At 67.3% G+C, this 22052-nt stretch carries 15 protein-coding genes and 1 pseudogene; 4 read left to right on the top strand and 12 right to left on the bottom strand.

The window, feature by feature from the left end; translation table 11 throughout:
- Window positions 1–31: 31 nt before the first annotated feature.
- The 11 genes and pseudogenes from RS85_RS18340 to RS85_RS18290 all read right to left on the bottom strand — a co-directional run bounded on the left by RS85_RS18340 (window position 32) and on the right by RS85_RS18290 (window position 15424).
- Window positions 32–1123, bottom strand: a complete 1092-nt coding sequence (locus tag RS85_RS18340) for a mandelate racemase/muconate lactonizing enzyme family protein (protein ID WP_046014861.1) — start codon at window positions 1121–1123, stop codon at window positions 32–34.
- Window positions 1111–1572: pseudogene (locus RS85_RS18335) on the bottom strand (gfo/Idh/MocA family oxidoreductase); the annotation flags it as partial. The gene RS85_RS18340 and the pseudogene RS85_RS18335, both read right to left, overlap by 13 nt.
- Before the next feature lie 93 nt (window positions 1573–1665).
- Window positions 1666–3843, bottom strand: coding sequence for a beta-galactosidase (locus RS85_RS18330; RefSeq protein ID WP_046014860.1), 2178 nt, complete (start codon window positions 3841–3843; stop codon window positions 1666–1668).
- Window positions 3840–5162 (bottom strand): alpha-L-fucosidase, encoded by a 1323-nt coding sequence (locus RS85_RS18325; protein WP_046014859.1) that lies wholly within the window; start codon window positions 5160–5162, stop codon window positions 3840–3842. Before RS85_RS18325 ends, RS85_RS18330 begins: the two co-directional genes overlap by 4 nt.
- Before the next feature lie 29 nt (window positions 5163–5191).
- Window positions 5192–6010: a carbohydrate ABC transporter permease gene (locus tag RS85_RS18320; protein ID WP_052703648.1), complete on the bottom strand. Its 819-nt coding sequence runs from the start codon at window positions 6008–6010 to the stop codon at window positions 5192–5194.
- The gene (locus RS85_RS18315) at window positions 6007–6897 is read right to left on the bottom strand and encodes a carbohydrate ABC transporter permease (RefSeq protein WP_046014858.1); all 891 of its coding nucleotides are present in this window, start codon (window positions 6895–6897) and stop codon (window positions 6007–6009) included. Before RS85_RS18315 ends, RS85_RS18320 begins: the two co-directional genes overlap by 4 nt.
- Before the next feature lie 28 nt (window positions 6898–6925).
- Complete coding sequence (locus RS85_RS18310) at window positions 6926–8215, bottom strand: ABC transporter substrate-binding protein (RefSeq protein WP_046014857.1); 1290 nt, start codon at window positions 8213–8215, stop codon at window positions 6926–6928.
- A 59-nt stretch (window positions 8216–8274) separates the two neighbouring features.
- Window positions 8275–9453 carry an ROK family transcriptional regulator gene (locus tag RS85_RS18305; RefSeq protein ID WP_046014856.1) on the bottom strand — a complete coding sequence of 393 codons (1179 nt, stop codon included), beginning with the start codon at window positions 9451–9453 and terminating at the stop codon, window positions 8275–8277.
- A 65-nt stretch (window positions 9454–9518) separates the two neighbouring features.
- Window positions 9519–11648, bottom strand: coding sequence for an alpha-galactosidase (locus RS85_RS18300; RefSeq protein WP_046014855.1), 2130 nt, complete (start codon window positions 11646–11648; stop codon window positions 9519–9521).
- A gap of 92 nt (window positions 11649–11740) precedes the next feature.
- The gene (locus RS85_RS18295; protein ID WP_082087713.1) at window positions 11741–14413 is read right to left on the bottom strand and encodes a galactose-binding domain-containing protein; all 2673 of its coding nucleotides are present in this window, start codon (window positions 14411–14413) and stop codon (window positions 11741–11743) included.
- A gap of 111 nt (window positions 14414–14524) precedes the next feature.
- Window positions 14525–15424, bottom strand: coding sequence for a helix-turn-helix domain-containing protein (locus RS85_RS18290; protein ID WP_152642465.1), 900 nt, complete (start codon window positions 15422–15424; stop codon window positions 14525–14527).
- A 93-nt stretch (window positions 15425–15517) separates the two neighbouring features.
- Between RS85_RS18290 and RS85_RS18285 the strand changes: the two genes are divergently transcribed.
- On the top strand, window positions 15518–16195 hold the full coding sequence (locus RS85_RS18285; RefSeq protein WP_046014852.1) for a response regulator transcription factor: 678 nt from the start codon (window positions 15518–15520) through the stop codon (window positions 16193–16195).
- The gene (locus tag RS85_RS18280) at window positions 16188–17525 is read left to right on the top strand and encodes a sensor histidine kinase (protein ID WP_046014851.1); all 1338 of its coding nucleotides are present in this window, start codon (window positions 16188–16190) and stop codon (window positions 17523–17525) included. The genes RS85_RS18285 and RS85_RS18280 overlap by 8 nt, the downstream gene beginning before the upstream one ends.
- Before the next feature lie 92 nt (window positions 17526–17617).
- On the opposite strand, the gene RS85_RS18275 is transcribed toward RS85_RS18280, so the two are convergent.
- Window positions 17618–19831, bottom strand: coding sequence for a DUF7507 domain-containing protein (locus RS85_RS18275; protein ID WP_046014850.1), 2214 nt, complete (start codon window positions 19829–19831; stop codon window positions 17618–17620).
- Between the two features lie 292 nt (window positions 19832–20123).
- Between RS85_RS18275 and RS85_RS18270 the strand changes: the two genes are divergently transcribed.
- Window positions 20124–21014, top strand: coding sequence for a hypothetical protein (locus RS85_RS18270; RefSeq protein ID WP_046014849.1), 891 nt, complete (start codon window positions 20124–20126; stop codon window positions 21012–21014).
- 244 nt (window positions 21015–21258) lie between these two features.
- On the top strand, window positions 21259–22050 hold the full coding sequence (locus tag RS85_RS18265) for a PepSY domain-containing protein (protein ID WP_046014848.1): 792 nt from the start codon (window positions 21259–21261) through the stop codon (window positions 22048–22050).
- The last annotated feature ends 2 nt before the right edge of the window (window positions 22051–22052 follow it).

Here is a 22052-nt window from a genome sequence, read left to right as displayed (position 1 = left end):
GACGACCGTCATCGCTGGCTCCTGCGAGACGTCAGAGCACGGTCCTGTCGTCCATGGCGTCGCGGTTCCAGTCGATCCCGAGCCCGAGGGACTCCGGCGCGAGCGCACGACCGTCTTCGATGATCATGCCGGTCTTCGTGATCGCGCGCAGTTGTGGGATGTGTTCGACGTAGCGGCCGTTGGGAACCGCGGCCACCAGACTCACGTGCAGTTCCATGAGGAAGTGCGGGCAGACGTGCACGTTGAACGACTCGGCAAGGTGCGCCACCTTGAGCCAAGGCGTGATGCCCCCGACCCGGGCGGCGTCCACCAGCACGATGCCCGCGGCACCTCGATCGAGGTACTCGCGGAACTGCGCGATCGAGTACATCGATTCCCCTACCGCGATCGGGGTGCTGGTGGAGGCAGCAAGCCGCGCGTGACCTTCGATGTCGTCGGCGGGCAGCGGCTCCTCGATCCACCCGAGGTCGAGTCCGTCGAACAGGCGCGCGCGACGGATCGCTTCCGCGCTCGTCATCGACTGGTTGGCGTCGACCATGATGTCGAAGTGCGAACCTACGGCCTCGCGGACAGCCGCGAGGCGTTCTCGGTCCTCCTGTCCGTTCGGCTTGCCGATCTTCACCTTGACACCCTTGAGGCCCGCGCGCTGCGAGGCCAGCGCTCCTTTCACGAGCTCTTCGACGCCGAGATGCAGCCATCCCCCCTCGGTGTCGTACAGCGGAATTTCGCGCCGAAACCCGCCCGCCAACCGCCACAATGGCAGCGCGGCCCGTCGCGACGCGACGTCCCACAGCGCCGTGTCGACCGCCGCAAGGGCGAGTGACGTGATCGCTCCCGTCGTCGTCGCGCGGGTGGAGGCGAAGAGGCGGTACCAGACCGCCTCGATCCGGTCGGCCTCCTGTCCGATCAGGATCGGTAGCAGGTGGTCGCGCAGCATCGACAGCACCGCGCGACCCCCTGTCCCGATCGTGTAGGAGTAGCCGAGGCCGTGTAGTCCGTCGCTCGTGGCGAGGTCGACGAAGATCGTCTCCTGCGACACGAAACTCTGCACGGCATCCGTGCGTTCGGTTTCCACGGCGACATCGACGAGGAATGCACGAGCGTCTGTGATCACACTGGCCATGCTGGCTCCTTCTTCCTGGGCGGTACCGTCGCGGGCGGTGAGTCAGCGGCCGCGGCATCGCGCGCGGCCAGCGGAGACGTCTCCGTCATGCCGCCCTGCCGCACGAAGCGCAGGAACTCGTCGATGAGAAGGCGGTCGGCGCCACCGTGCAGCGCCCCCGCCGGCGGTTCCGGCACGATGTGCACCTCGTCGGGTTCGGCGTATCCATCATGCCGACGGTTCCACACGTGCACGCGGGCACCCACCTCGTCGCCGAAGTTCTCGAGGCGGCCCTCCGTGCCGATGACCGTGTAGTTCCGCCAGTAGTCGGGCGTGAAATGACACTGCTGGTACGACGCGAGCACGCCGTTCTCGAGCACCATGTTCATCTGCGAGATGTCCTCGACGTCGACGACCGGATCGGGGCCGGTCTGACTGAGGGGCGGCCAGTTGTCGAGGTCGAACCAGTCCGGCACCCCCGTCCGGGCGATGGATGTCGCGCCATAGGATCGAGCGCAGGCCGAACCCGACGATGCCGATACGCAGATCTTCATCCATGGCTGTCATCCTTCTCTCGTCTCCCAGCCCACCCGCACCAGCGGGCGGAAGTCCCCTCGCCGAAGCCCATCGGGCCCGTCCGGTCTTTCGACTCCGCGGATGCCGTCGTCCCACGGTTCGATGTGCAGCATGAGCCGCCCGGGATGCCGCTTCACCACGTGCGCGAGATCGATCACCCAGGGCTCTCCGTGGAACAGGTCCTCTGCGATGATCTCGTCGTCTGCGCGCAGCGACGCGGACGCCCCGACGTAGTCCACGATCAACTGCGCCTCGGCGACGCCGTCGAAGGAGTGATCGTCCAGGTCGAAGAGCCAGCGCTCCCCGCCGATGCCGACGAGGTCGGGCGGCTCGACCGTTGCAGGAGGCACGGTCGTGACCCATCGGGCCGCGCCGGGTATCGGCGACGTCCCACCCTTGGTCCACTGACCACCCGGGGCCACGAGGTCGCCCGGGATGACATCGACGACGAGTTCCGTCTTCGGCGACGCGAGCCACGTCAGAGAGTCCTGGTCGACCAGATCGCCGTCGCGGCTGAAGACCAGTCGGTCGGCACCGCCGAACCGCAGCGGCGAGGCGGCGAGGGAGTCGGCCTCATCGACCACGACGACTCGGCCTCCTCCGATACGCGCGCTCCACGGTCCCGGCGAGGAGCGCACAGTGATCCCCTCGCCTGCGTCGCGGCGGACCACGTCGTGCCCGTCGTCGATCTCGACGGCATCCCGCGTGGCCAGCTCGCCGGTACTCCAGGAGGGTCGCCAGAGCACGACCGTGTCGACTCCGTCGATCTGCATCCGCGTGAGCGGCTGCAGCGTCGCCCAGAGGATCTGCGCCTCACCGACGAGGAGACGCACGGGGAACGCCGCGAATGCTCCGGGCGGCACGCTCATCGGCCGGTCGGGAACCCTCAGCGCGTCCGACTTCGTCACGACCTCGGTCTGCACGTCGTCCCGCTGCGGCATCTCGACGTTGCGCTGACGGTTGTTCACGAACCAGAATCCGCTGCCCCGCTCGTCGAACCTGCCGATGTGTCGAAGTCGCGAGGTGTCGACGGGATCGTGCCGGGCATGCGGGTCGCGCACGACTCCGGCCGCGTCCAGCTCCGGGGTGAACGCTTTGATCAGGCTGTGCAGACGCCGGTACCGCGACCAGCTGGGTCGCAGCATGCCGAACTCGCCGATCGGCGCCTGGAAGTCGTAGCTCAGCGACCAGTCGCCGTGCAGTCCCGGCTGCTGCGTGCCGCCGTGGAACATGTAGTAGCCGAGCATCGATGCCCCGCGGCCGAGGGCATCGTGGGCCTGAGCGACCACGTCGTCGGGATCCACCAGGAACCGGTCGCAGCCGCGCATCGGGCTTCCGGTGCCCATCTCGATGTAGCCGCGCGGGTACTCCTCGGCGGCGTAGTAGATGCGGCCCAGGTCCGTCGTGGCCTGCCACTCGTCGGTGCCGAAGGAGTAGCCGCTGACCGCCTCCGAACCGCCGCCGGGTTCCCACCCGCGATACGCGTATCCGCCCAGCAGCGGCAGCACGGGCGACGAGCGATCGAAGCGCGTGTTCGCCGTGACGGAGAAGAACGGCGCATCCAGTCCGCAGCGCCGGGCGAGCGCGTGCAGCGTGGCGATGTGCGCGGGGTCGCCCTCATCGAACTCGTTCTCGAGCTGGACGGCGATCACCGGCCCACCGTCGGCGAAGAGGAGTCCATCGACCTCCTGGCCCAGGCGAGCCCAGTAGCGTTCGACTCGCGCCAGGTAGTCCGGATCGTCCGACCGACTGCCGGGGAGTGCGAAGTCGGGAAGACCGCCGTTCGTCGCCTCCGCATTGCAGTGCGGGCCGATCCGCAACCAGACCAGCAGACCTGCCCGTGCGCACTCCTCGACGAAAGCGCGCAGGTCCTCGTCTCCGTTCCAGCGCCATTCGTCCGGCGCGGGCTCGTGATGATTCCAGAGCACGTAGGTCGCCACGACGTCGAGGCCGGCCGCCTTCATCTTGACCAGCTCGTCGCGCCATCGATGACGCGGCGAGCGCGCATAGTGGTACTCGCCGCTGAGCGGGAACCACGGGCGCCCGTCGCGTCGCCACCCGCGCCTGCTCACCGACAGCGACATGCCGTCCCTGGTGTCGCCCGCCCACGGCAGAGGTGCCGACGACCGCTGCTCGCGATCGGCGACATCGAGACGATACGTCACGACCCGTCGGGCTCAGAGGGGACGAGCTCGATCGCGATGACGGTGTCGACGTCGTCCGCGAGCGGATAGGTGAACTGCGGATTCTCGCCGAAAGAGAGGAACACCGTGTCCGGATACGGATCGGTGAGCCAGAAGCTCACCGGCTCCATCGCCTCGCCTGTCGCGAGCAGGCGTGCCGAGCGGACGCGATCCTTGTCCACTCCCGTCAGCGCGAGAGGGCCGATCGGGCCCTCGAAGACATGCGCGTACAGCGTGTCGCCGCTCCGCGTGTAGTAGCCCCACTCCGGCTTCGGGATGTCGGCGATGCCGGCTCCGTAGATGCTCTCGCCGTTGCGATCCATCCATCCGCCCACCTCGTGCAGCGTCCGCACGGACTCCTCCGGGAACGTGCCGTCGGGCTGCGGACCCACGTTGAGCAGCATGTTGCCGCCCTTGCTGACGACCTCGACGAGTTTGCGCACGATCGTGCGCGTCGACTTGAAGGCCGTGTCGCCCCGGAAGTACCCCCAGTTGTTGTTGTGGGTGAAGTTCGCCTCCCAGGGCACCGGGTCGCCGTGGACGTTGCGGATGCCCTCGGCCGGGATCAGCTGCTCGGGGGAGACCCAGTCCCCTGCCCAATCGCTGGGATCGTCTTCGACGAGTGAGCCGAAGCCCCCGCCGCTGGTCTCCAGACGGTTGTTGATGAGGATGCCGGGCTGATGCCGCCGCACCATCTCGAGCAGCGCGTCGGCCTTCCACGTCTCGCCGACCATGGAGCCGTAGGAGAAGTCGAACCAGAGGATGTCGAGCTCGCCGTAGCCGGTCATCAGCTCCTCCACCTGGGCGTGCATGTACTCCAGGTAGCGGGGGAAGTCGGGCTTGTGGTCGGCCCAATCGGGATCGCCGCGGTGCGGGTGGTGCTCGTCCTCGTACGCCGGATAGTCGGGGTGATGCCAGTCGAGCAGCGAGTAGTACAGGCCGACCTTGATGCCGCGGGCGCGGAACGCGTCGAGGAACTCGCGTACGAGATCGCGCCCGAATCCATTGTGCATCGAGGTGTAGTCGGTGAGCTTCGAGTCGAAGAGGCAGAAGCCCTCATGGTGCTTGGCCACCATCACGGCGTACTTCATCCCGGCCGCGGCCGCGTCTTCCGCCCATTTCTCCGGATCGAAGTTCGCGGGCCGGAAGCCGTCGATGGCGGGCTGATAGTCCTCGATCGAGACGCGCTCCATCGAGCGCCACCATGCCTCGTCCTGGATGACGGTGTACCCGCCGAAGTGGATGAACAGGCCGAAACGGGCTTCCCGGAACCAGGCGGATCGGGCGAAGCGGTCGGTCATGGAGGGCCTTTCAATCGCAGGAACAGACATCAGCTCTTCACCGCGCCGGCCATGATCCCGGACATGATGTAGCGCTGGGCGAGCAGGAAGACGACGACCATGGGCAGCGCGGTCACCACGAGGTTCGCGGAGACCAGCGCGTAGTCGAACGAATGCAGGCTCTGGAAGTTGAAGATCGTCATCGGAAGGGTCCAGACGTCGGAGTTGGTGAGGAACAGCACGTTCTGGAACTCGTTCCAGGCGAACGTGACCACGAGGACCATCACTGTGAGCGTGACGGGTCGCATGAGCGGGAAGATGATGCGGAAGAAGATGGTGATCGGGCCCGCACCATCGATGAGAGCCGCCTCGTCGATCTCGCGCGGGATCTGACGGATGAAGCCGACGAGCAGCAGCGTCGTGAAGGGGATCTGCGACGCCACGTCGACGAGGATCAGTCCGAGGTGCGTGTTCGACAGCCCGACGAGCTGCAGCAGCCGGATGGCCGGGATCACCGCGAACGGGGCGATGAGCCCCACCAGCAGGTAGGCGTACACGCCCCTGCTGAACCAGTCGGTGCGCCGCGCGATCACATAGGCCGCCAGCGAGCAGACGGCGATGGTTCCGACCGTCACACCTCCGGCGACGATGATGCTGTTCATCAGGGCACGGGCGATCGCCGGATCGCCGAGCACCGTCGCGTAGTTGGAGAACATCCAGGTCTCCGGAAGCGCGAAGGTGAAGGTCGCAGCCTCGGCGGAGGACTTCACCGAGTTCAGCAGGATCAGCAGCAGCGGAGCCAGATAGACGAACAGCACCGCCGCGGCGGCGAGATACGTCAGGATGCGGGGAATGGCCGGAGTCTTCACAGGTCCTTCACCTTCGTGCTGCGGTTGATGACGGCGTTGAGCAGCAGCGCGATCAGCGTCACCAGCATGAACTGGGTGAAGCTCACCGCCGAGGCGTAGCCCAGGTTGGAGGTGCTCAGCGCTTTCATGTTGAAGATGGTCAGCACGCTCGTCGCCGTGCCCGGCCCTCCGCCCGTGGTGGCGATGATGATGTCGAACGCCTTCATGCCTGCGACGAACGACAGCAGCGCCGTCAACGTGATCGCGTGCATGATGAACGGGATCTTCAGGTAGCGCGTCATCTGCCAGGCGGAGACCCCGTCGAGCTCCGCCGCCTCGATCAGGTCCTTCGGCACGGCTTGGAGGGCTGCGAGGACGATCACCATCGTCCAGCCGACCCCCATCCAGGTCTCGACCACCCCGACGGTGTACAGCGCCAGGTCGAAGCTGCCGAACCAGTCCTGCGCAAGGAATCCGAGACCGACGCCGCGGAGCGCCTGATTCACCGGGCCGTCGTTGGCGAGGAGGAAATAGAAGGTGGAGCCGACGACGATCGTGGAGAGCATCATCGGCAGGTACACGAGTGCGCGAAGGCCGTGATTGCCCCGGAACGCGCGGTCGAGGAGAAAGGCCAGGGCGACCCCGGCCACCGTTTTCAGCACCGTCACGATCACCGCGTACAGGAACTGCAGTCCGACCGAGTTGAGGAACGCGGGCAGGTTGTCGACGTAGAGCAGCTCGAAGTTGCCGAGACCGATGAACTCCTGCGTGCGCGAGAGGGTCGAGGCATCGGTGAATGCCAGGACCAGCCCGAGCAGTGCAGGGAAGAGGAAGAAGATCGTGAAGACCACGATGGCCGGCACGAGGAACGTCCTCGGATACACGCGTGCCGTCAGTGCGTTCTTCATCTTCTTCCTCTTCCCCGAGCCCTTCGGCTCAGAACCCTTCGAGTCCGGCGGTCTTGCCGGCTGCCTGCCAGGCCGTGTCGAGACGCGTGCCGAACTCGGCCACGTCGATCCGTCCGGCCAGCAGCTCCTGGTACGCCGCGATGATGTCGTCCTGCGGGGTCGGGAAACGCGCCGCCGTGTCGAACGCGGCGCCGGTCTTCTCGTCGTCGACCCAGATCTGGATGTCGCTCATGATCGGGTCGGGCTCGCCCACGGTCACATCGGTGAAGGCCGGGACGCCCGGCGTGCTCGCCAGGAAGTTCTCCACCTGTGCCGGTTCGATCAGGAACTCGAGGAGCTCGCGCGCCGCTTCCGGCTGGGCGCTGTCCTTCGCGATGTGCATGATGTTCGGCTGGCTCAGCGCGATCTGCGTGGTGCCCTCCGGGTTCGGCAGGGCGAAGAATCCGAAGTTCCCTTCCGGGTTCGCCGCGCGGATCTCGCCGATGACCCAGCTGCCGTTGATGATCGCACCGGCGGTGCCGTCCGCGACTGCCGCCGTGCTCTGCTCGTAGCTCGCGGTCAGGACGTCGGCGTTCGTGAGGCCGCCCTTCGCCCAGTCGGCGAGGTTCTGGTACTGCTGCTCGAAGCCCGGGATCTCGGTCCACGTGCCCTCGTTCGCTGCCAGCTGCTGCGGCAGCTCGGCGTTGTCACCGATGAAGTCGGCGTTCACGGCGTTCCGGTGCTGCAGCAGCGTCCAGCCATCCTTACCAGAGAGGAACAGCGGCGTCACGCCCGACTCCTTGACTGCGGTGAACGCGGCGGTGAGGTCCTCGAGCGTCTCGGGCGTTTCGGTGACGCCGGCCGTCTCGAAGACGTCCTTGTTGTAGAAGACGCCGAAGGTGCTGAGTCCGTCCGCGGCGGGAACGCCGTAGAGCTTGCCGTCGGTCGCCAGCATCGACTCGAACACCGAGGCTGACATCCGGTCCTGGAAATCGGGGTCGGAAATCTCGGTCATGAACGAGCCCGGGTCCTTCTCCTCGTTCAGTCCGGCGAAGATGTCGACACCGCCGCCCGAGGAGATCTTCGCGCGGACGTTCTGGTCGTACTGTTCGTCGGGCACGCCCTGCACCTCGACCTCGACGCCGGTCTTCTCGGTGTAGGCGTCGATGTTCTCCTGCAGTCCCTGGTAGTTCGCCCAACTGCTGGGGACGAGGTAGACGAGCGGCTTGCCGCCGCCGTCACTCGGGGTTTCGGGAGCACCGGAGCAGCCGGCGAGGGCGATGGCCAGCGAGGATGCCGCTGCCGTGAGCGCGATGATGCGCACAGTCTTCTTTGACATGGTTCTTCCTTGGTGCGAGTGAGGGTCCCCGGTGCGGGTGCGCCGGGGGGATAGGCCAATCAGACCCGAGCGGGTGCGTGGCCACCGATCGCGGGAGACAACAGGGTGCGATCGAGAAGGTGGGGCGCCATACCGGGACCGATGAGGTCTTCGGCGGCTCCGTCGAGCGCGGTGAGTGCGGCGCCGATCACGGTGCCGAACTGACCGAACTCACTGACGACGACGGGGGCGACGACGGGAAGGGAATCTTCCAGGCGCTCGACGACCCGCGTGACGAGAGCGTCATGGATGGCGAGAGGTCCGTGCAGGACGATGATCTCGGGGTCGATCACGAGCTGCAGCATCGCGATCTGATCTGCGGCGAGTGCGCTGAAGCGATCGAGGGAGGATGCTGCCGCGGTATCGCCCGCGGCCTCGGCGGCGACCAGCGAGGAGACCTCTGGATCGGACGGCCATTCCAGGTCATCGGCGGCGTAGGCGTCCGCCGCGCGGAGATCGGATCGCTGATGCAGGTTCCCGGCACGGCCGGTGGTCCCGCCGTGGACGCGCCCGGAGACGACGATCCCGGCGCTGACGCGATGCCACAGGATCGGCACGACGAATGTGGAGACATCGACCGCAGCGCCCATCCGCTGTTCGGCGAGCATGGCGCTGGCGACGTCGTGGAGCACGTCGACGGGTACCGGGAATGCAGCGCGGACGATCGGGGGCACAGCCCGTCCCCGCCATTCCGTGAACGCCGCGCTCTCGACGAAGATCCCGGCGGGATCCATCGCGCCGGGAACCGCCACGCCGACGCGGACCAGCTTCTTGCCGAGGCTCTCGGCTGAGGTACGAACCCAGGCCGCGGCATCCGCCAGCCGATCGTCGGCGTGGTGGATCGTGACCGGGCGCTGTCCGTGCCAGAGCTCGCGTCCGAGCAGATCCGTGAAGATCAGCCGCTCGACGTGCTTGCCGAGCTCGAGACCCGCGACGATTCCAGCATCCGCGACGAAGGCGTACCGCGTGGCAGGGCGGCCAGCCCCCTGGGGCGCATCCGCCGAGATCTCGACGACGAGTCCCGCGTCCTGCAGATCCTGGAGGCGAGCGGTGACGGTGGGCCGCGAGAGGCGCGTGACCTCGGCGATCTGCGCGATGGTCATCTGACCTGTCGCGCGGATGACCTCGGCGCAGCGTGCGCTGTTCGCGCGACGAAGGTCGAGAAGCTGCTCCGCCGTCGCTGCCGTCGAGTGCGCCATACCGACCTCCATGTCGCCGCCTGCAAATCCGTCACCCTATTTATAAATAGGGTTGCTTATAACTGTCAAGTGGTTTCGTAAACGAGTTCTGCGGAGATGATGACGGGATCATCGACATCGACACCGGGCGCCTCGATACCGACGGTCTGAAGAACTTGCCCCGAGAGGACGCACTCGGCTCGTGCCCACGGCGGCGTCTGGTGCGCGGCCAGCGGACGCCCGAGGCGCACGCGATATCTGCGATCCGCATCCAGGCCTGGGAGGCGCAGTCGGCCCACGGGCCAGTCCGCAGGCCGCTCCCGCACGAGATAGAGATACACGGCACCGGCGTCGCCGACGACACCGTCGAGGAGGGCCGCGCCGCCGGCCGCGTCGGCGTGCACCACGCGCCCGCTGTGGAGCAGCGGTCGGTGCTCGCGGTGAAAGGCGATCCAGTCCGCCAGTTCCGCCCTCTCGTCATCGTCCAGTGAGCCCAGTTCGGCTTCGACGCCGAGTTGCCACATGCTCGCGACGGCGGCGCGGAAACCCAGGGTCGCGGTCCGGCCCGTCGAGTACGCATGCGCCTCGCCGATGTGCGTGCCGATGAGCTCGGGCGGCAGGAGCAGCGATGTCCAGCGGTTGATGTCCACCCGCTCATGAGGATCACTGCAGTCGGACGCCCAGACCCGATCGACGCGCTCGATCATCCCGAGATCGATCCGCCCTCCCCCGCTGGCGCACGCCTCGATCTCGAGGCGCGGGAAGCGCGCGCGGAGTTCGTCCAGCAGGCGGTAGAGGGCCAGAGTCTGCGCCCGATGACCCGCTCTTCCCGTCGGCGTGTGGCCCGCATCGAGCAGCGAGCGGTTGTGGTCCCACTTGATGAAGTCGATGCCCAGCTGCTCGATCAACGCACTCATCTGACTCAGCACGAGGTCGAAGGCGCCCTCGTGTCCGAGGTCGAGCACGTGCTGATGGCGTGACGGGATTCCGACCCCGTGCCCCGCGTCGAAGACCCAATCCGGGTGAGCGCGGACCAGATCGGAGTCGAGGTTGACCATCTCCGGTTCGAACCACAGCCCGAACGCCATCCCCAGCTCGTGCACGCGGTCAGCAAGCGGGTCGAGCCCGCGCGGCCAGACCTCGGGTGACACCACCCAGTCCCCGAGACCGGCACGATCGTGTCTGCGCGCCCCGAACCAGCCGTCATCGAGGACGAAGCGCTCCATCCCCAGCGCAGCAGCGCGCTCGGCTGCAGCGATCAACCGCGCTTCATCGTGGTCGAAGTACACCGCCTCCCAGGTGTTCAGAAGGATCGGGCGCGGCTGCGCGGGGGGATTCGGTCGTGCACGCAGGAAGCCGTGGAAGCGCGCGGCGAGAGCATCGAGACCGACGCCCCAGGAGCCGTACAGCCACGGCGACACGACCTCGTCACCCGGACCCAGCACGAGCTCGTCGGGGTACAGCAGTTCGCCGCCGCTCAGCATCCGTGATCCGCCAGACGTGCGTTCCGCGACGAGGCGCTGATTGCCGCTCCATCCGAGGTGGATGCCCCACACCTCACCGCGGCGGAAGTCGAACCCGTGCTCGCCTGCAACGGTGAGCGTCGGGGCCTCGAACCCGGGCTTGCCTCCCCGTGCTTCGCGCACCCAGGCGCCGATGTCGAACGGGCGGCGCTGCGGCGAGCGCTCCCTCGTCCAACGCCCCGCGAGGTCGAAGAGTTCATCGGCATGCGACGGCACGGGAAGCGCGAGGCCGAGGCGATCCACGCGATACGCGCCGCCGAGGTTTCGCAGCGTCGCCCGCGTGCGGAGCAGCCCCGCCTCGTGCAGTTCGACCTCGAGCTCGATCTCCAGATCGCTCTCGGGGTCTTCCGCGAGAACCACGAGCCGGTCGGTCGTCGAGGAATCCTCCCGTCGTGCGCGAGCACGGCGGAACAGCGGCGCCCACGCCGCTCCCTCGCGACTCCCCACCAGCCCCGGTTCACCCAGCCAGGCCTCGGCGAGCTGCGGCAGCATCGGCACGGGTTGCGGTGCGTAGATGACGGTGTCGCCCAGGGGCGGCAGCGCCGTCCGCTCCATCGCCTCGAGTTCGTCCCTGCGAACGTCGCCCAGGTCGGCTCCCCAATGAAGGATGCGCGGCAGACGCCCCTGGCTGAGGGTGACGACGACGCTGACGCCGCCGCGACGAAGGTGATGGATGATTTCCGGGCCGCTCATCGGGCACCTTTCTCCGAGATTCTTACGTGCACGCGCATCTGCGGCCCGGAGCGCGAGGGGAGCTCCGGACCGCAGATGGTTCTCTCCGCCTGCTAGCGCACCCTGACTTCGGCGAGCTGCAGGATCTTGCCCGTTCCGGGCACGGTGACCTTCACGTACCGTCCGGTGACGCCGCCGGTGCTGAGGGTCTCGTTCGGCGTCGGATACCCGACCTGCGTGCTCGACCACACGACGACGTTGCTCGCGTTGAGCACCTCGACCTTGTACCCGGCGAGACGGTCGGCGGCCTCCGCACGGTTCCAGATCTCGATCTGGTTGATCGGGACGGACGCGCCCAGGTCGACCTGCCACCACGGGTTGGATTCGGTGTTGGTGTGCGACACGGACCCGTTGACGAAGACCCCGTCGGTGTTGCCGTCGACAGCCCTCGACGCCGGCCCGGTGCCATCTCCTCCCGTGTAGGTGGAGCTCTGAGTCGCGGCCTTGTTGTAGGCCAGGTTCAGGCTGGACGCCTGACGCACGATCACCTCGGCGAGCGAGAGGATGCGCGACGCCCCGGCGAGGCTGATCTTCACGAAGCGACCGCTCACGCCTCCCGTGGAGACGGTCTCCGAGGGGTTCGGGTGACCCGTTCTCGTCTGCGACCACACCACGGAGCCCGCAGCATCGAGCACCTCGACCTTGTATCCGGCGAGGCGGTCGCTGCAGCAGTCGGTACGGTTGTGCACCTCGATGTCGCCGATCGACTGCACGGAACCGAGGTCGACCTGCCACCAGGGGTTCGCCTGCCCGTTGGCGTCGGTGTGCGACACGGAGCCGCTCGCGAAGTTGCCGTCGGTGTTCCCGTCGACGGCACGGGCGGCCGTCGCCGCCCCGGACCACTGTGAGCTCTGCGTGGCCGCCTTGTTCAGCGCGAGGTTCGTCGCCGGCGGCAGGCCGGGCCCGTCGGTGCGGATGCTGAACTTCACGAGGCCGTTGTGAACGATCGACACGGTGAGCGTCTTGGTCGCAGCGTTCCACGACTGCGTCTGCGTGTACGGCCGGGTGGCCGTGGTGTCGGATGCGAAGGTGATCGACGGCTGCCCGCCTTGCCAGGTGCCACTCACCGTGAAGGTCGAGGTGCGGATGTCACGCGCCGAGCGGTCGTTCAGGGTGAGATCGGACGCCGTCTGCACGTTGCCCGCGGCATCCTTCACCGGGTTGCCCGACGCATCGAGCTTCACGCTCGTGTAGTCCTTGATGTAGCGGTAGGTCTGCCACTTGTCGAAGTCGGAGCCCGGGGCCTTCCCGTAGATCGTCTCGGTGCGCACGTTGTCCTTGTTCACCCGGTAGTTGTTGAGAATCACATCGACCTTGTTCGCGGACTCCGTCATCACCGCGAACGTGTGGTTGGGCGCCTCGACCTGGATGGAGGTCGCCGGCGAGCTCTTCGGCTTGAAGGACGACTTGGCTGTCATCTGCCGATTCTCGGCGTAGTTCATCCAATACCAGGTGCTGGTGTTACGGGTCAGGTAGGTGTTGCTGGAGAACACCTCCTGCGGATACCTGGCGTCGAACCATGCCTGGCTCTGTCCCGACGTGGCGATGTCCTCGAACATCGTCAGGCTCGTGTTCGGGATCGTGTTCGGCACCATCGGGATGATCCCGTACCGGCCGGTGCGGGGGAAGATGTTCGAGGTCGACGTGTCCCACATGGTCGACTGGTCGTAGACGCTGCCCTTGTAGACCATCTTGTTCTGATCGAGCACCTCCTGCTTCGAGGGGATCTTGATCGCGCCGGACTTCAGGTCGCGCAGGAACGGGATGATCGCGTACTCGTACCCGGCGAGGCGTTCGCCGTCGGTGACGTTGGTGAACCACTGCGCCTCGGTCTTGAACGCGGTCCCGCCCTGCGACACGACCTTCAGCATCGACTGCACGGTCATCGACTCGGGGTACTGCAGGATGTCCTTCCAGGTCTGGCTGCCCGAGGACCAGAGGCGTCCGTAGCCGTTCAGTCCCCAGTGCCACCAGTCCGACGAGGAGCCCCAGTTGCCGATGGAGCCCGAGAGCCACATGCCGAGGTTCAGCGCGTCGGTGTCGGTGTCGCCGTAGGACTCCTTGTTCATGAAGATGACGTTCTGGGGGTTCGCGCGAATGACGTTGAGCAGGCTCGCGTTCTCCTGCAGCCACTGGATCATGGTGCCGCCGGTACCGAAGATGTTCGTGTCGGTCCAGACGAAATGCAGGCCTTCATCGACCGACATCTGCACGAGTTCCGCCAGGTAGCCCGAGTGGTTGCTGCCGGTGAAGGATGCAGAGTTGTACAGCTCGGCGCCGTTCACGCCCTGCATCATGGTGTGCGTCTCGGCCAGTGTGCGGAAGAACGGAACCGGAATCCGCTCGGCAGCCGGGGTCTCGCCGTTGAGTGCCTGCACGAAGAAGGGGATGCTCGCAGCCTGGGCAGCGTTCGCCTGAGCGGTGATCCAGTCGGTCGTTGCGGGGATGTTCTTCAGGGACTGTCCCGCAATGAACATGACTACGGTGTTCTCTCGCAGGTCGGTCGGAATCTTGCCCCAGAGATCCGTCACGACGTCGGTCTGGTCCGGCCCCTCCCCGCCCTGGTAGAAGTTTGTGATGAACAGGGGCTTCTGCTGCGAGACCTCTCGTCGCAGGGGCTCGGCGGCGACCGCGGGTGCGGCCGCGACGATCACCGCCAACGGGGCGACAAGCAATGCCGCGATCGCGATGCCCACCCCTCGTCTGATTCGCTGTGAGAACGTCATCGTGTCTCCTCGGGCAATTATGTAACAGGGTTCTGTTATCTCTGCCTACGAGGCTAGGATTCGAGCCGAGATCGCGTCAAGCGGTTTCGTAATTCCTCCCACCCAGCGTGACTACCACTCCCACTCGATGGTGATCATGCCGGGACCGAAGTCGAACTCGACGTGAGAGGCCGAGTTCGCCACGACCTTCACCGGGAACACGCGCTGCCCGCCGTCCGTCTCCACCGTGGCCGTGCACCGACGCGGCAGGTATGCAGGGTCGAAGTAGACGAAGACGCCCACCTCGGCTTCGGGCCGCACAGCGACCAGACCCTGGATAAAGCTCGCTGCCTCATGCGCGTACTTATGATCCACCGACTCCCACTCGGTGAGCACGAGATCTCCCCGATCGAGGGGCGCGTGCAGTCGCAGGGTGGGGCGGATGATTCGCTGCTCCATGTCGTCGACGATGTCGACGAGGTCGCATCCGAGGACTCCGCGGACGACGGGTGGCGACACCTCCTCGGGTTCGATCGTGAGGAACACGGCGACCTCCCGCGCGCCGTCGACCCGCGCCTGCCACACGTTGCGGATGACGTTCCGAACCAATCGGCCGTCGGCATCCACGTGGGAGATGATCGTCGCCGAGCGCTCGGACAGCTGTCGGGCACCGCTCTCGTCGGTCACCTCGTTGTGCTCGAGTCCGACGAAGTCCGCGAAAGGGACATTGCGGTCCTGCGCCACGCGACGATTGCGCGTCAGGGTGCCGGTGAGCGCGTCTTCATGCAGGTCCAGCAACGACTCGATCTCGCGGACGACATCGAACGCGGTCTCCGCCGAGGGCTTTCGCCCGCCGGACTGCCACAGCGAGAGCGTCGCCACGCTGACCTCATGACCGCGATCCCGGAGACGCCGCTGCAGGCTCCGCAGAGAGAGTCCTCGACGTTGCATCCCCGCTCGCAGCGCCTCCGCGAACGCGCCGGAAGGCGACGCATCGGGGGCGATCTCAGGGTTCTCCATCCCCTTCGCCATGTCCACGACGGTACTCCGGGCGTTGTCGGAGCGATAGACAGGCGCCGAGTGCGCTTCAGCCACGGTTCAGCGTCGAGCGGCCACACTGGAGGAATGCGGATCCTGGTAGTCGACGACGAGGTGCGCCTGGCCGACGGGGTGCGACGCGGCCTCGAGGCGGAAGGCTTCGCGGTCGACGTCGCGCACAATGGCGTCGATGGACTCTGGCGGGCGCGCGAGACGCGGTACGACGCCATCGTGCTCGACCTGATGATGCCCGGGATGAGCGGATGGAAGGTGTGCGAGGCGCTGCGCGCCGAGGAGAACTGGACGCCGGTGCTGATGCTCACCGCCAAGGACGGCGAGTGGGATCAGGTCGAAGCGCTCGAGACCGGCGCCGACGACTACGTCACGAAGCCGTTCTCGTTCGCGATCCTCGTCGCGCGCCTCCGTGCTCTCGTGCGTCGCGGAGCGGTGGCGCGGCCGGCTGTTCTCGAGGCCGGGGACCTGCGACTCGACCCCGCCGCGCACCGTGTCTGGCGCGGCGATACGCCGGTGACGCTCACGGCCCGTGAGTTCTCGGTGCTCGAGTACCTGATGCGGCACCGCGGGCAGGTCGTCACCAAACGGTCCCTGATCGAGGGTGTCTGGGACGACGACTTCGACGGCGACCCGAACATCGTCGAGGTCTACGTCGGCCACCTTCGCCGCAAGCTCGACAAGCCGTTCGGGCGCGAGGCGATCGAGACGATCCGCGGCGCCGGCTACCGATTGGCGGCCGACGGTGGCTAGCGGCTGGTGGCGATCGGTCCGCGGCCGGACGACCCTCGGCGCGACGCTCGTCGTGGCGATCGCCCTCATCGTCGGTGCCCTGTCGTTCCATGCCGTGCTGAGCTTGAGCGTGCACGACAGCTCTCAGCGTGCGGCCGAGCAGCGGCTCGAGGAGCTCGGTGATCGTGTGGACGGGCCAGGAGGGCGGAACGCCGGCCCCGACGACAGAGACATCGAGTCGCTCGAGGACGACTTCGTGCAGATCATCGACTCCGACGGCGCGGTGCGCTCCGCGAGTGAAGACGCGCGCGAGGCGCTCGGCTCGACCGCACTCCCGCTCGCCGACGAGGCGCGGACGGTGACGATCGACGGCGAACCGATGCTCGTCGTGTCGGATGACCTCGACGGAGACGAGACCATCGTCCTGGCCACGTCTGTCGAGGACGACGCCGAGACCCTGTCGACGGTCGCGACTCTGCTGGCGGTCGCGGTGCCGCTCGTGCTGCTGCTCGTCGCCGGAACGACGTGGCTCGTGACCGGCCGCGCTCTTCGCCCGGTCACCCGCATCCGTCAGGAGGTCGACGGCATCACCGCTGAGCGTCTGCACCAGCGGCTCGCGGTTCCCGACTCCGGCGACGAGATCGCAGCGCTCGCGACGACGATGAACGGCATGCTCGACCGATTGGATGCCGCGGCGACGGCGCAGCGGCGATTCGTCTCGGACGCCTCGCACGAGCTGCGCTCCCCGCTGGCCACGATCCGCCAGCATGCCGAACTCGCGCAGGCGCATCCGGCGGTGACCAGCATCGCCGAGCTGGCTGAGGTCGTGTCGGACGAGGGTCTGCGCCTGCAGGGTATCGTCGAGGCGCTGCTGCTGCTCGCGCGGCTCGATGAAGGGGTCGCCCCGCATGACGAACCGGTCGACCTCGACGACATCGCCCTCGGCGAAGTACGCAGGCTCCGCGCCGCGGGCGTCGAGGTCGACGGTTCCGGCATCCGGGCCGCCCGCGTCTCCGGCGACCCGCGCCTCCTCGGTCAGCTGCTGCGCAATCTCGCCGACAATGCCGTCCGCCATTCCCGCAGACGCATCGCGATCGGCGTCACTCCGCGCGACGGGTATGTCTTCGTCACGATCGAGGACGACGGCGGTGGCGTGCCCGTCGAGGAGCGGGAGCGGATCTTCGAACGCTTCGTCCGCCTCGATGAGGCCCGTAGCCGCGATGCCGGCGGCAGCGGGCTGGGGCTGGCGATCGCCCGGGGCATCGCCACGGCCGAAGGTGGCTCGATCAGCGTCGATGACTCGCGCTGGGGTGGTGCGCGGTTCGTCGTCACACTGCCGCTGACCGCCTGACCGAGAGGACTCGCGGGCACGACCGATCGGCCGGCACGACCGCTGACAGCGTTCAGCCCCGGATCAGCAGGATCCGGGGCTGAACCGCCAGGTCAGATCGCTGCGACGCGTCGACGGACGACGATCAGAGTACCGACGAGCAGGAGCAGGACTCCGAAGGCCGCGAACGGAAGCGTCGACTCGGAACCCGTGTTCGCAAGCCCCGCCGCCTCGGCGGCCTGCGGGATGACGGTCACGTCGACGCGGTCGCTGGCTCCGACCGGCTGCCCCGACGGATCGTCACCGGAGACCGTCGCGGTGTTCAGCACCGACCCGGCGCGGCCGTCCGCGGCCGTTGTGACGTAGTTGGCCGTGCAGGTGAGGGTCTCACCGACGGCCAGGGTCACGGGCGCCGGAGTCGAGCAGTCCAGAGCGCTCAGGCCCGGCAGCGGATCCGTGATCGTGACATTCGAGACCGTGACATTGCCGGTGTTTCGCGCGACGAACAGATAGGTGATCGTGGCCCCCTGCTGGACGGACGACGACGACGCGGACTTGTCTATCGTCAGCGCAGGAGTCTGGGCCGTCGGAATGATGACCGGGTTCGAGGTCGCGGGCGGGATCGGCGTGGTGCTGCCGGGAGGCGTGCCCGTCACCGTCGCCGTGTTCACGATCTCGCCGCCTTCGATCTCGGCCTGGGTCACGGTGTGCACCCCTGTGCACTCCGTCACCGCGCCGGGAGCGAGCACGACCTCGTCGCACACGGCCGGAGTATCCAGCTGTGCGTCGGAGACCGCAACGTTCGAGATGGTCACGTTGCCGGTGTTCGTGGCGCTCAACGTGTAATCGATCTGCTGCCCGGCGGCGGATGCTGCCGTGGTCGTCGACGCCTTTACGATCGTCAGTGCCGGGGTCTGCACGGTGGGGATGATCACCGGGTTCGACGTCGTCGGCGGGATGGGCGTCGTGCTGCCCGGCGGCGTGCCCGTCGCCGTCGCGATGTTCTCGATCACGTCGCCGCCGTCGATCTCGGCCTGGGTCACCGTGTGAAGCCCGGTGCAGTCGGTCGCCGCACCCGGATCCAGCACGACGTCGTCGCACACGGCCGGAGCGTCCAGCTGCGCGTCCGTGATCTCGATGTTCGAGATCGTCACGTTCCCCGTGTTGGTGACGGCGAAGGTGTAGTCGATCTCCTGCCCGGCGGCAGACGCCGCGGTCGTCGTCGACGCCTTCACGATCGTCAGTGCCGGAGCCTGTGGGGTGATGATGACCTGATGATCTTCCACCTCTCCCGCGACACCGTTGACGACGAGCGTGAAGCGAGCCGTGGTCGTTCCCCCGGCGGCGGTCGTCCGGGCGGCGACGTCGCCGAAGGTGAGGACGACAGGTCCCGTGAAACCAGCGGCGACAGGAGCGGTGACCTGCTCGCCCGCTTCGAAGACGCCGTCCTGATCGAAGTCGATCCAGCCGGTGAGCGTGGCGGGAACCGGAGCGAAGTTCGTGACCTCGACGTTGACGGGGGCGGAAGGCGTCACGCCGCCGATGATGGTCGGGAAGGTCACTCCGTCGTCGGAGACGCCGTCGGCGCTCGCATCGGCGGACGGCTGCTCAGCAGGCTCCGCATCGACGGACTCTCCGACGAACGTCGCGCCGTTGATCTCGAATCCGGCGGCGGGGTACTGCGCGGGAGCGTCGCCGAAGTCGGATGCCAGGCTCGCGCAGGAGACGTTGATCCCGTCATAGCCCTCTCCGCCGAACTGCGGGCGGTACCCCCGCACGATCTGCGTGTCGTCGGCTCCGCAGAAGGGTCCGTTGAATCCGGCCGGCGCGTTGAGGTTCTCGTTGTCGCCTGCCAGGAGCGCGACGGGCGTCGCGGTGGTGTCCACGCGGATGCGTCCCTGCGCATCGAACCGCAGCGGCTGGCAGGAGATCTGAATCGTCGAGGCCCAGGGGAATCCTTGGCCCTGGAAGAAGTGCCCGCCCATCTGCGTCACGACCATGTTCGCGGGACAGGTGGCGACGTGGAACACGCCGTCACCATTGACGTACGACGGGAAATCGAGGTAGCTCGGACTCTGCGCGACGGTGATCGCGCTGGGCGAGTTCACCTCGATCGTGCCGCAGAGGAGGTCGAAGTCGTTGATGATGCCGCCGGCGACGTCGCCGGGGGCATTCGTGCGGTCCTCGACCCGAACGCCGACCAGCGCCTGGTCGGCGGGACACTCGTTGAGCGACCCCGCATCCTTGTTCGAGCCGATCGTGCCGTCCTGCACACTCGGTCCGAACTCCGGCGATTCCGCCGCGGCGGGCAGCGCGGCGCCGGCCATGAACAGGGTACTGACAATGAGGATCGAGGCGACGCGAGAACGCCGTCGGTGGCGAGCATGCGGAGTCGTATTCATGGCAGACCGATCGTGGGTGGGTGGGTGATGCGTATCGCTCGTCGGGTGAGGCGATGCGGTCCGCTTCGACAGGTCTCAGGCAGGAACGCCTCCCCAGCAGATCACGCTGTCGTTCACATCTCGGCGCGGATGTGAATCGCCGCGACACATGATGACTTGTTATGTCGGCGCTCTCCCGTGTCATGCAGAATCGGCGTAATCGCAGAGGAGAACCGGCATGGATGATGGATCGCCCGGGGTCGGCCGCGAGCCGCAGGGGGTCGGCGCCGCTACCTTCGACGCCCTGTTGTCGGTGGCTATCGGCCGCCGAGGACTTTCGCTCCGCGAGCTCCAGCAGCGCCTCGAGGAGCAGGGTTTCCACATCGGCACGTCGACGCTGTCGATGTGGCGCACGGGAGCCCGAGGACCGGAACGAGAGTCGTCGATCGAAGCGATCCGAGAACTCGAGCAGATTCTGCAGGTCGAGCGGGGTCACCTCACGGATGCGCTCGCCTCTCCTCGGCGGGTCGGTCCGGACCGGCATCGCCCATTCGCCACGGTGTTCGAGCTGCCGCCCAGCGATTTCACGGCTGAGCCCACGCCAGAGCTCTTCGAGCGCTCCGGTGCGGTCAGAGTTTTCGTCGACCAGGACAGCCGCATCCGTCGCACCGTCAACCGGACGCTCTGGCAGGGGCGGCGAGATGGAGCACGTGACGCCGTCATCTTCTACGGTTCGATCTTTCCCGATGTCGCTCCACCGCAGGTGCGCGGCACACTCGGATGCGACCTCGTCGACGTGTCCATCGACCCGGAACTGGAGCTGCTGCGAGCCACGCTTCGGCTGCACGCTCCGCTTCGCCAGGGCGAACTCGTACTGACGGAGCGGGAGTCCCTCCGCCCGACGGAGATGATCCCCGAGTATGCGATCACGACTGTGGCTCCCCGCCGACAAGCAGAGATCATCGTGCACATCGCATTCGACCCGTCGCATCCTCCCCGTCGATGCTGGGCGCTGGTCGAGGCGGAGGGACGATCTCGCACCTACAGCCTCGTCCCTCGCGCGTCGAGTGTGATGCATGCCGAGTTCGATTTCGGCCCCGGGATGATCACCATCCAGTGGGAATGGTGATCACGAGGCGATGCGACGACCCGTCACATGAGCCGTGACCTGTGAACGCGCTCATGGTCGACTGGTGCCCGGTTCTCCTGGTTGGGAGACCGGAGAGCCGAGCCGTCGTCTCCCCGACAAGGCGGCTGGCGGGTGAGGACCCCTCGAACTCACCCGCCGTTCTCCTCCCCCTCCGCGGGCCTTCCTGAAACGGTCTTCAGGTCGCTTCAGGAAGGCTTCAGTGCCCGCGCGGGAGCATCGTCACATGGACGACAAGACACCCACCCCCGACCAGACTCCCGACCAGCCGACGACGCCCGTCACCCCGACAGCGGATGCTGCTGCCCGCGATGCCGCGCCCGCTGAGCAGCCGATGGCTGCGCCTGCGGCATCCGCTCCTGGCGAAGCGAAGCCCCGTCGGAAGCGCGCACTCCTCATCGGTGGCGGTATCGCCGCCGCCGTCGTGCTCCTCGGAGGCGGCGTCGCCGTCGGTGCGGCGATCGCCGACGAGCTCGGCGAAGACGACGACCACCCGTCGATGTCGGACGGCTCGCACCAGGACGATGACCGGAACGACTCGGCGCAGGATGACCGCGCAGACGATGACGCCCGGGGCGACTCCTCGAATGCTGCGACCGGCATCGGCAGCGACTCGGCCGATGAGCTCATCGAGATCGCGCAGGCGGCGCGAGGCGCAGCAGACGGCGAGGTCACCTCGATCGACGCCAAGCGCGACGGCGCGTGGGAGGTGCAGCTGACCACGGATGCCGGCGACGAGACCGAGGTCCGTGTCGACGACCAGCTCGCCGCCACGGTCGTCGCGACGGAGGCCGCGGAGGGTGACGACACCGGTTCCGCATCGGCGCTCGATGACGACGCGATCCGCTCGCTCGTCGAGGCCGCGCTCGCCGAGGCCGACGGGATGATCACCGACCTCGACGTCGACAGCGACGACGTCACGCCCTACGACGCGTCGGTCCTCACCTCGGACAACCGCTCGATCGACATCTCCTTCACTCCCGAGTTCGCCGTCGTGGGCACCGACACCGACGAGTGAGT

Origin of the sequence: Microbacterium sp. SA39 (assembly GCF_000967865.1) — a bacterium.
Lineage (GTDB): Bacteria > Actinomycetota > Actinomycetes > Actinomycetales > Microbacteriaceae > Microbacterium.
The sequence above is the reverse complement of the archived record's forward strand: the minus strand, read 5'-3'. Positions and strand labels throughout refer to the sequence as shown.

Coding starts and splice junctions, on each gene's coding strand:
- RS85_RS18290 (WP_152642465.1), bottom strand. CDS start 15,424: ATGGCGAAGGGGATGGAGAACCCTGAGATCGCCCCCGATGCGTCGCCT.
- RS85_RS18285 (WP_046014852.1), top strand. CDS start 15,518: ATGCGGATCCTGGTAGTCGACGACGAGGTGCGCCTGGCCGACGGGGTG.
- RS85_RS18275 (WP_046014850.1), bottom strand. CDS start 19,831: ATGGCCGGCGCCGCGCTGCCCGCCGCGGCGGAATCGCCGGAGTTCGGA.
- RS85_RS18340 (WP_046014861.1), bottom strand. CDS start 1,123: ATGGCCAGTGTGATCACAGACGCTCGTGCATTCCTCGTCGATGTCGCC.
- RS85_RS18315 (WP_046014858.1), bottom strand. CDS start 6,897: ATGAAGAACGCACTGACGGCACGCGTGTATCCGAGGACGTTCCTCGTG.
- RS85_RS18265 (WP_046014848.1), top strand. CDS start 21,259: ATGGACGACAAGACACCCACCCCCGACCAGACTCCCGACCAGCCGACG.
- RS85_RS18310 (WP_046014857.1), bottom strand. CDS start 8,215: ATGTCAAAGAAGACTGTGCGCATCATCGCGCTCACGGCAGCGGCATCC.
- RS85_RS18270 (WP_046014849.1), top strand. CDS start 20,124: ATGGATGATGGATCGCCCGGGGTCGGCCGCGAGCCGCAGGGGGTCGGC.
- RS85_RS18295 (WP_082087713.1), bottom strand. CDS start 14,413: ATGACGTTCTCACAGCGAATCAGACGAGGGGTGGGCATCGCGATCGCG.
- RS85_RS18305 (WP_046014856.1), bottom strand. CDS start 9,453: ATGGCGCACTCGACGGCAGCGACGGCGGAGCAGCTTCTCGACCTTCGT.
- RS85_RS18300 (WP_046014855.1), bottom strand. CDS start 11,648: ATGAGCGGCCCGGAAATCATCCATCACCTTCGTCGCGGCGGCGTCAGC.
- RS85_RS18325 (WP_046014859.1), bottom strand. CDS start 5,162: ATGACCGACCGCTTCGCCCGATCCGCCTGGTTCCGGGAAGCCCGTTTC.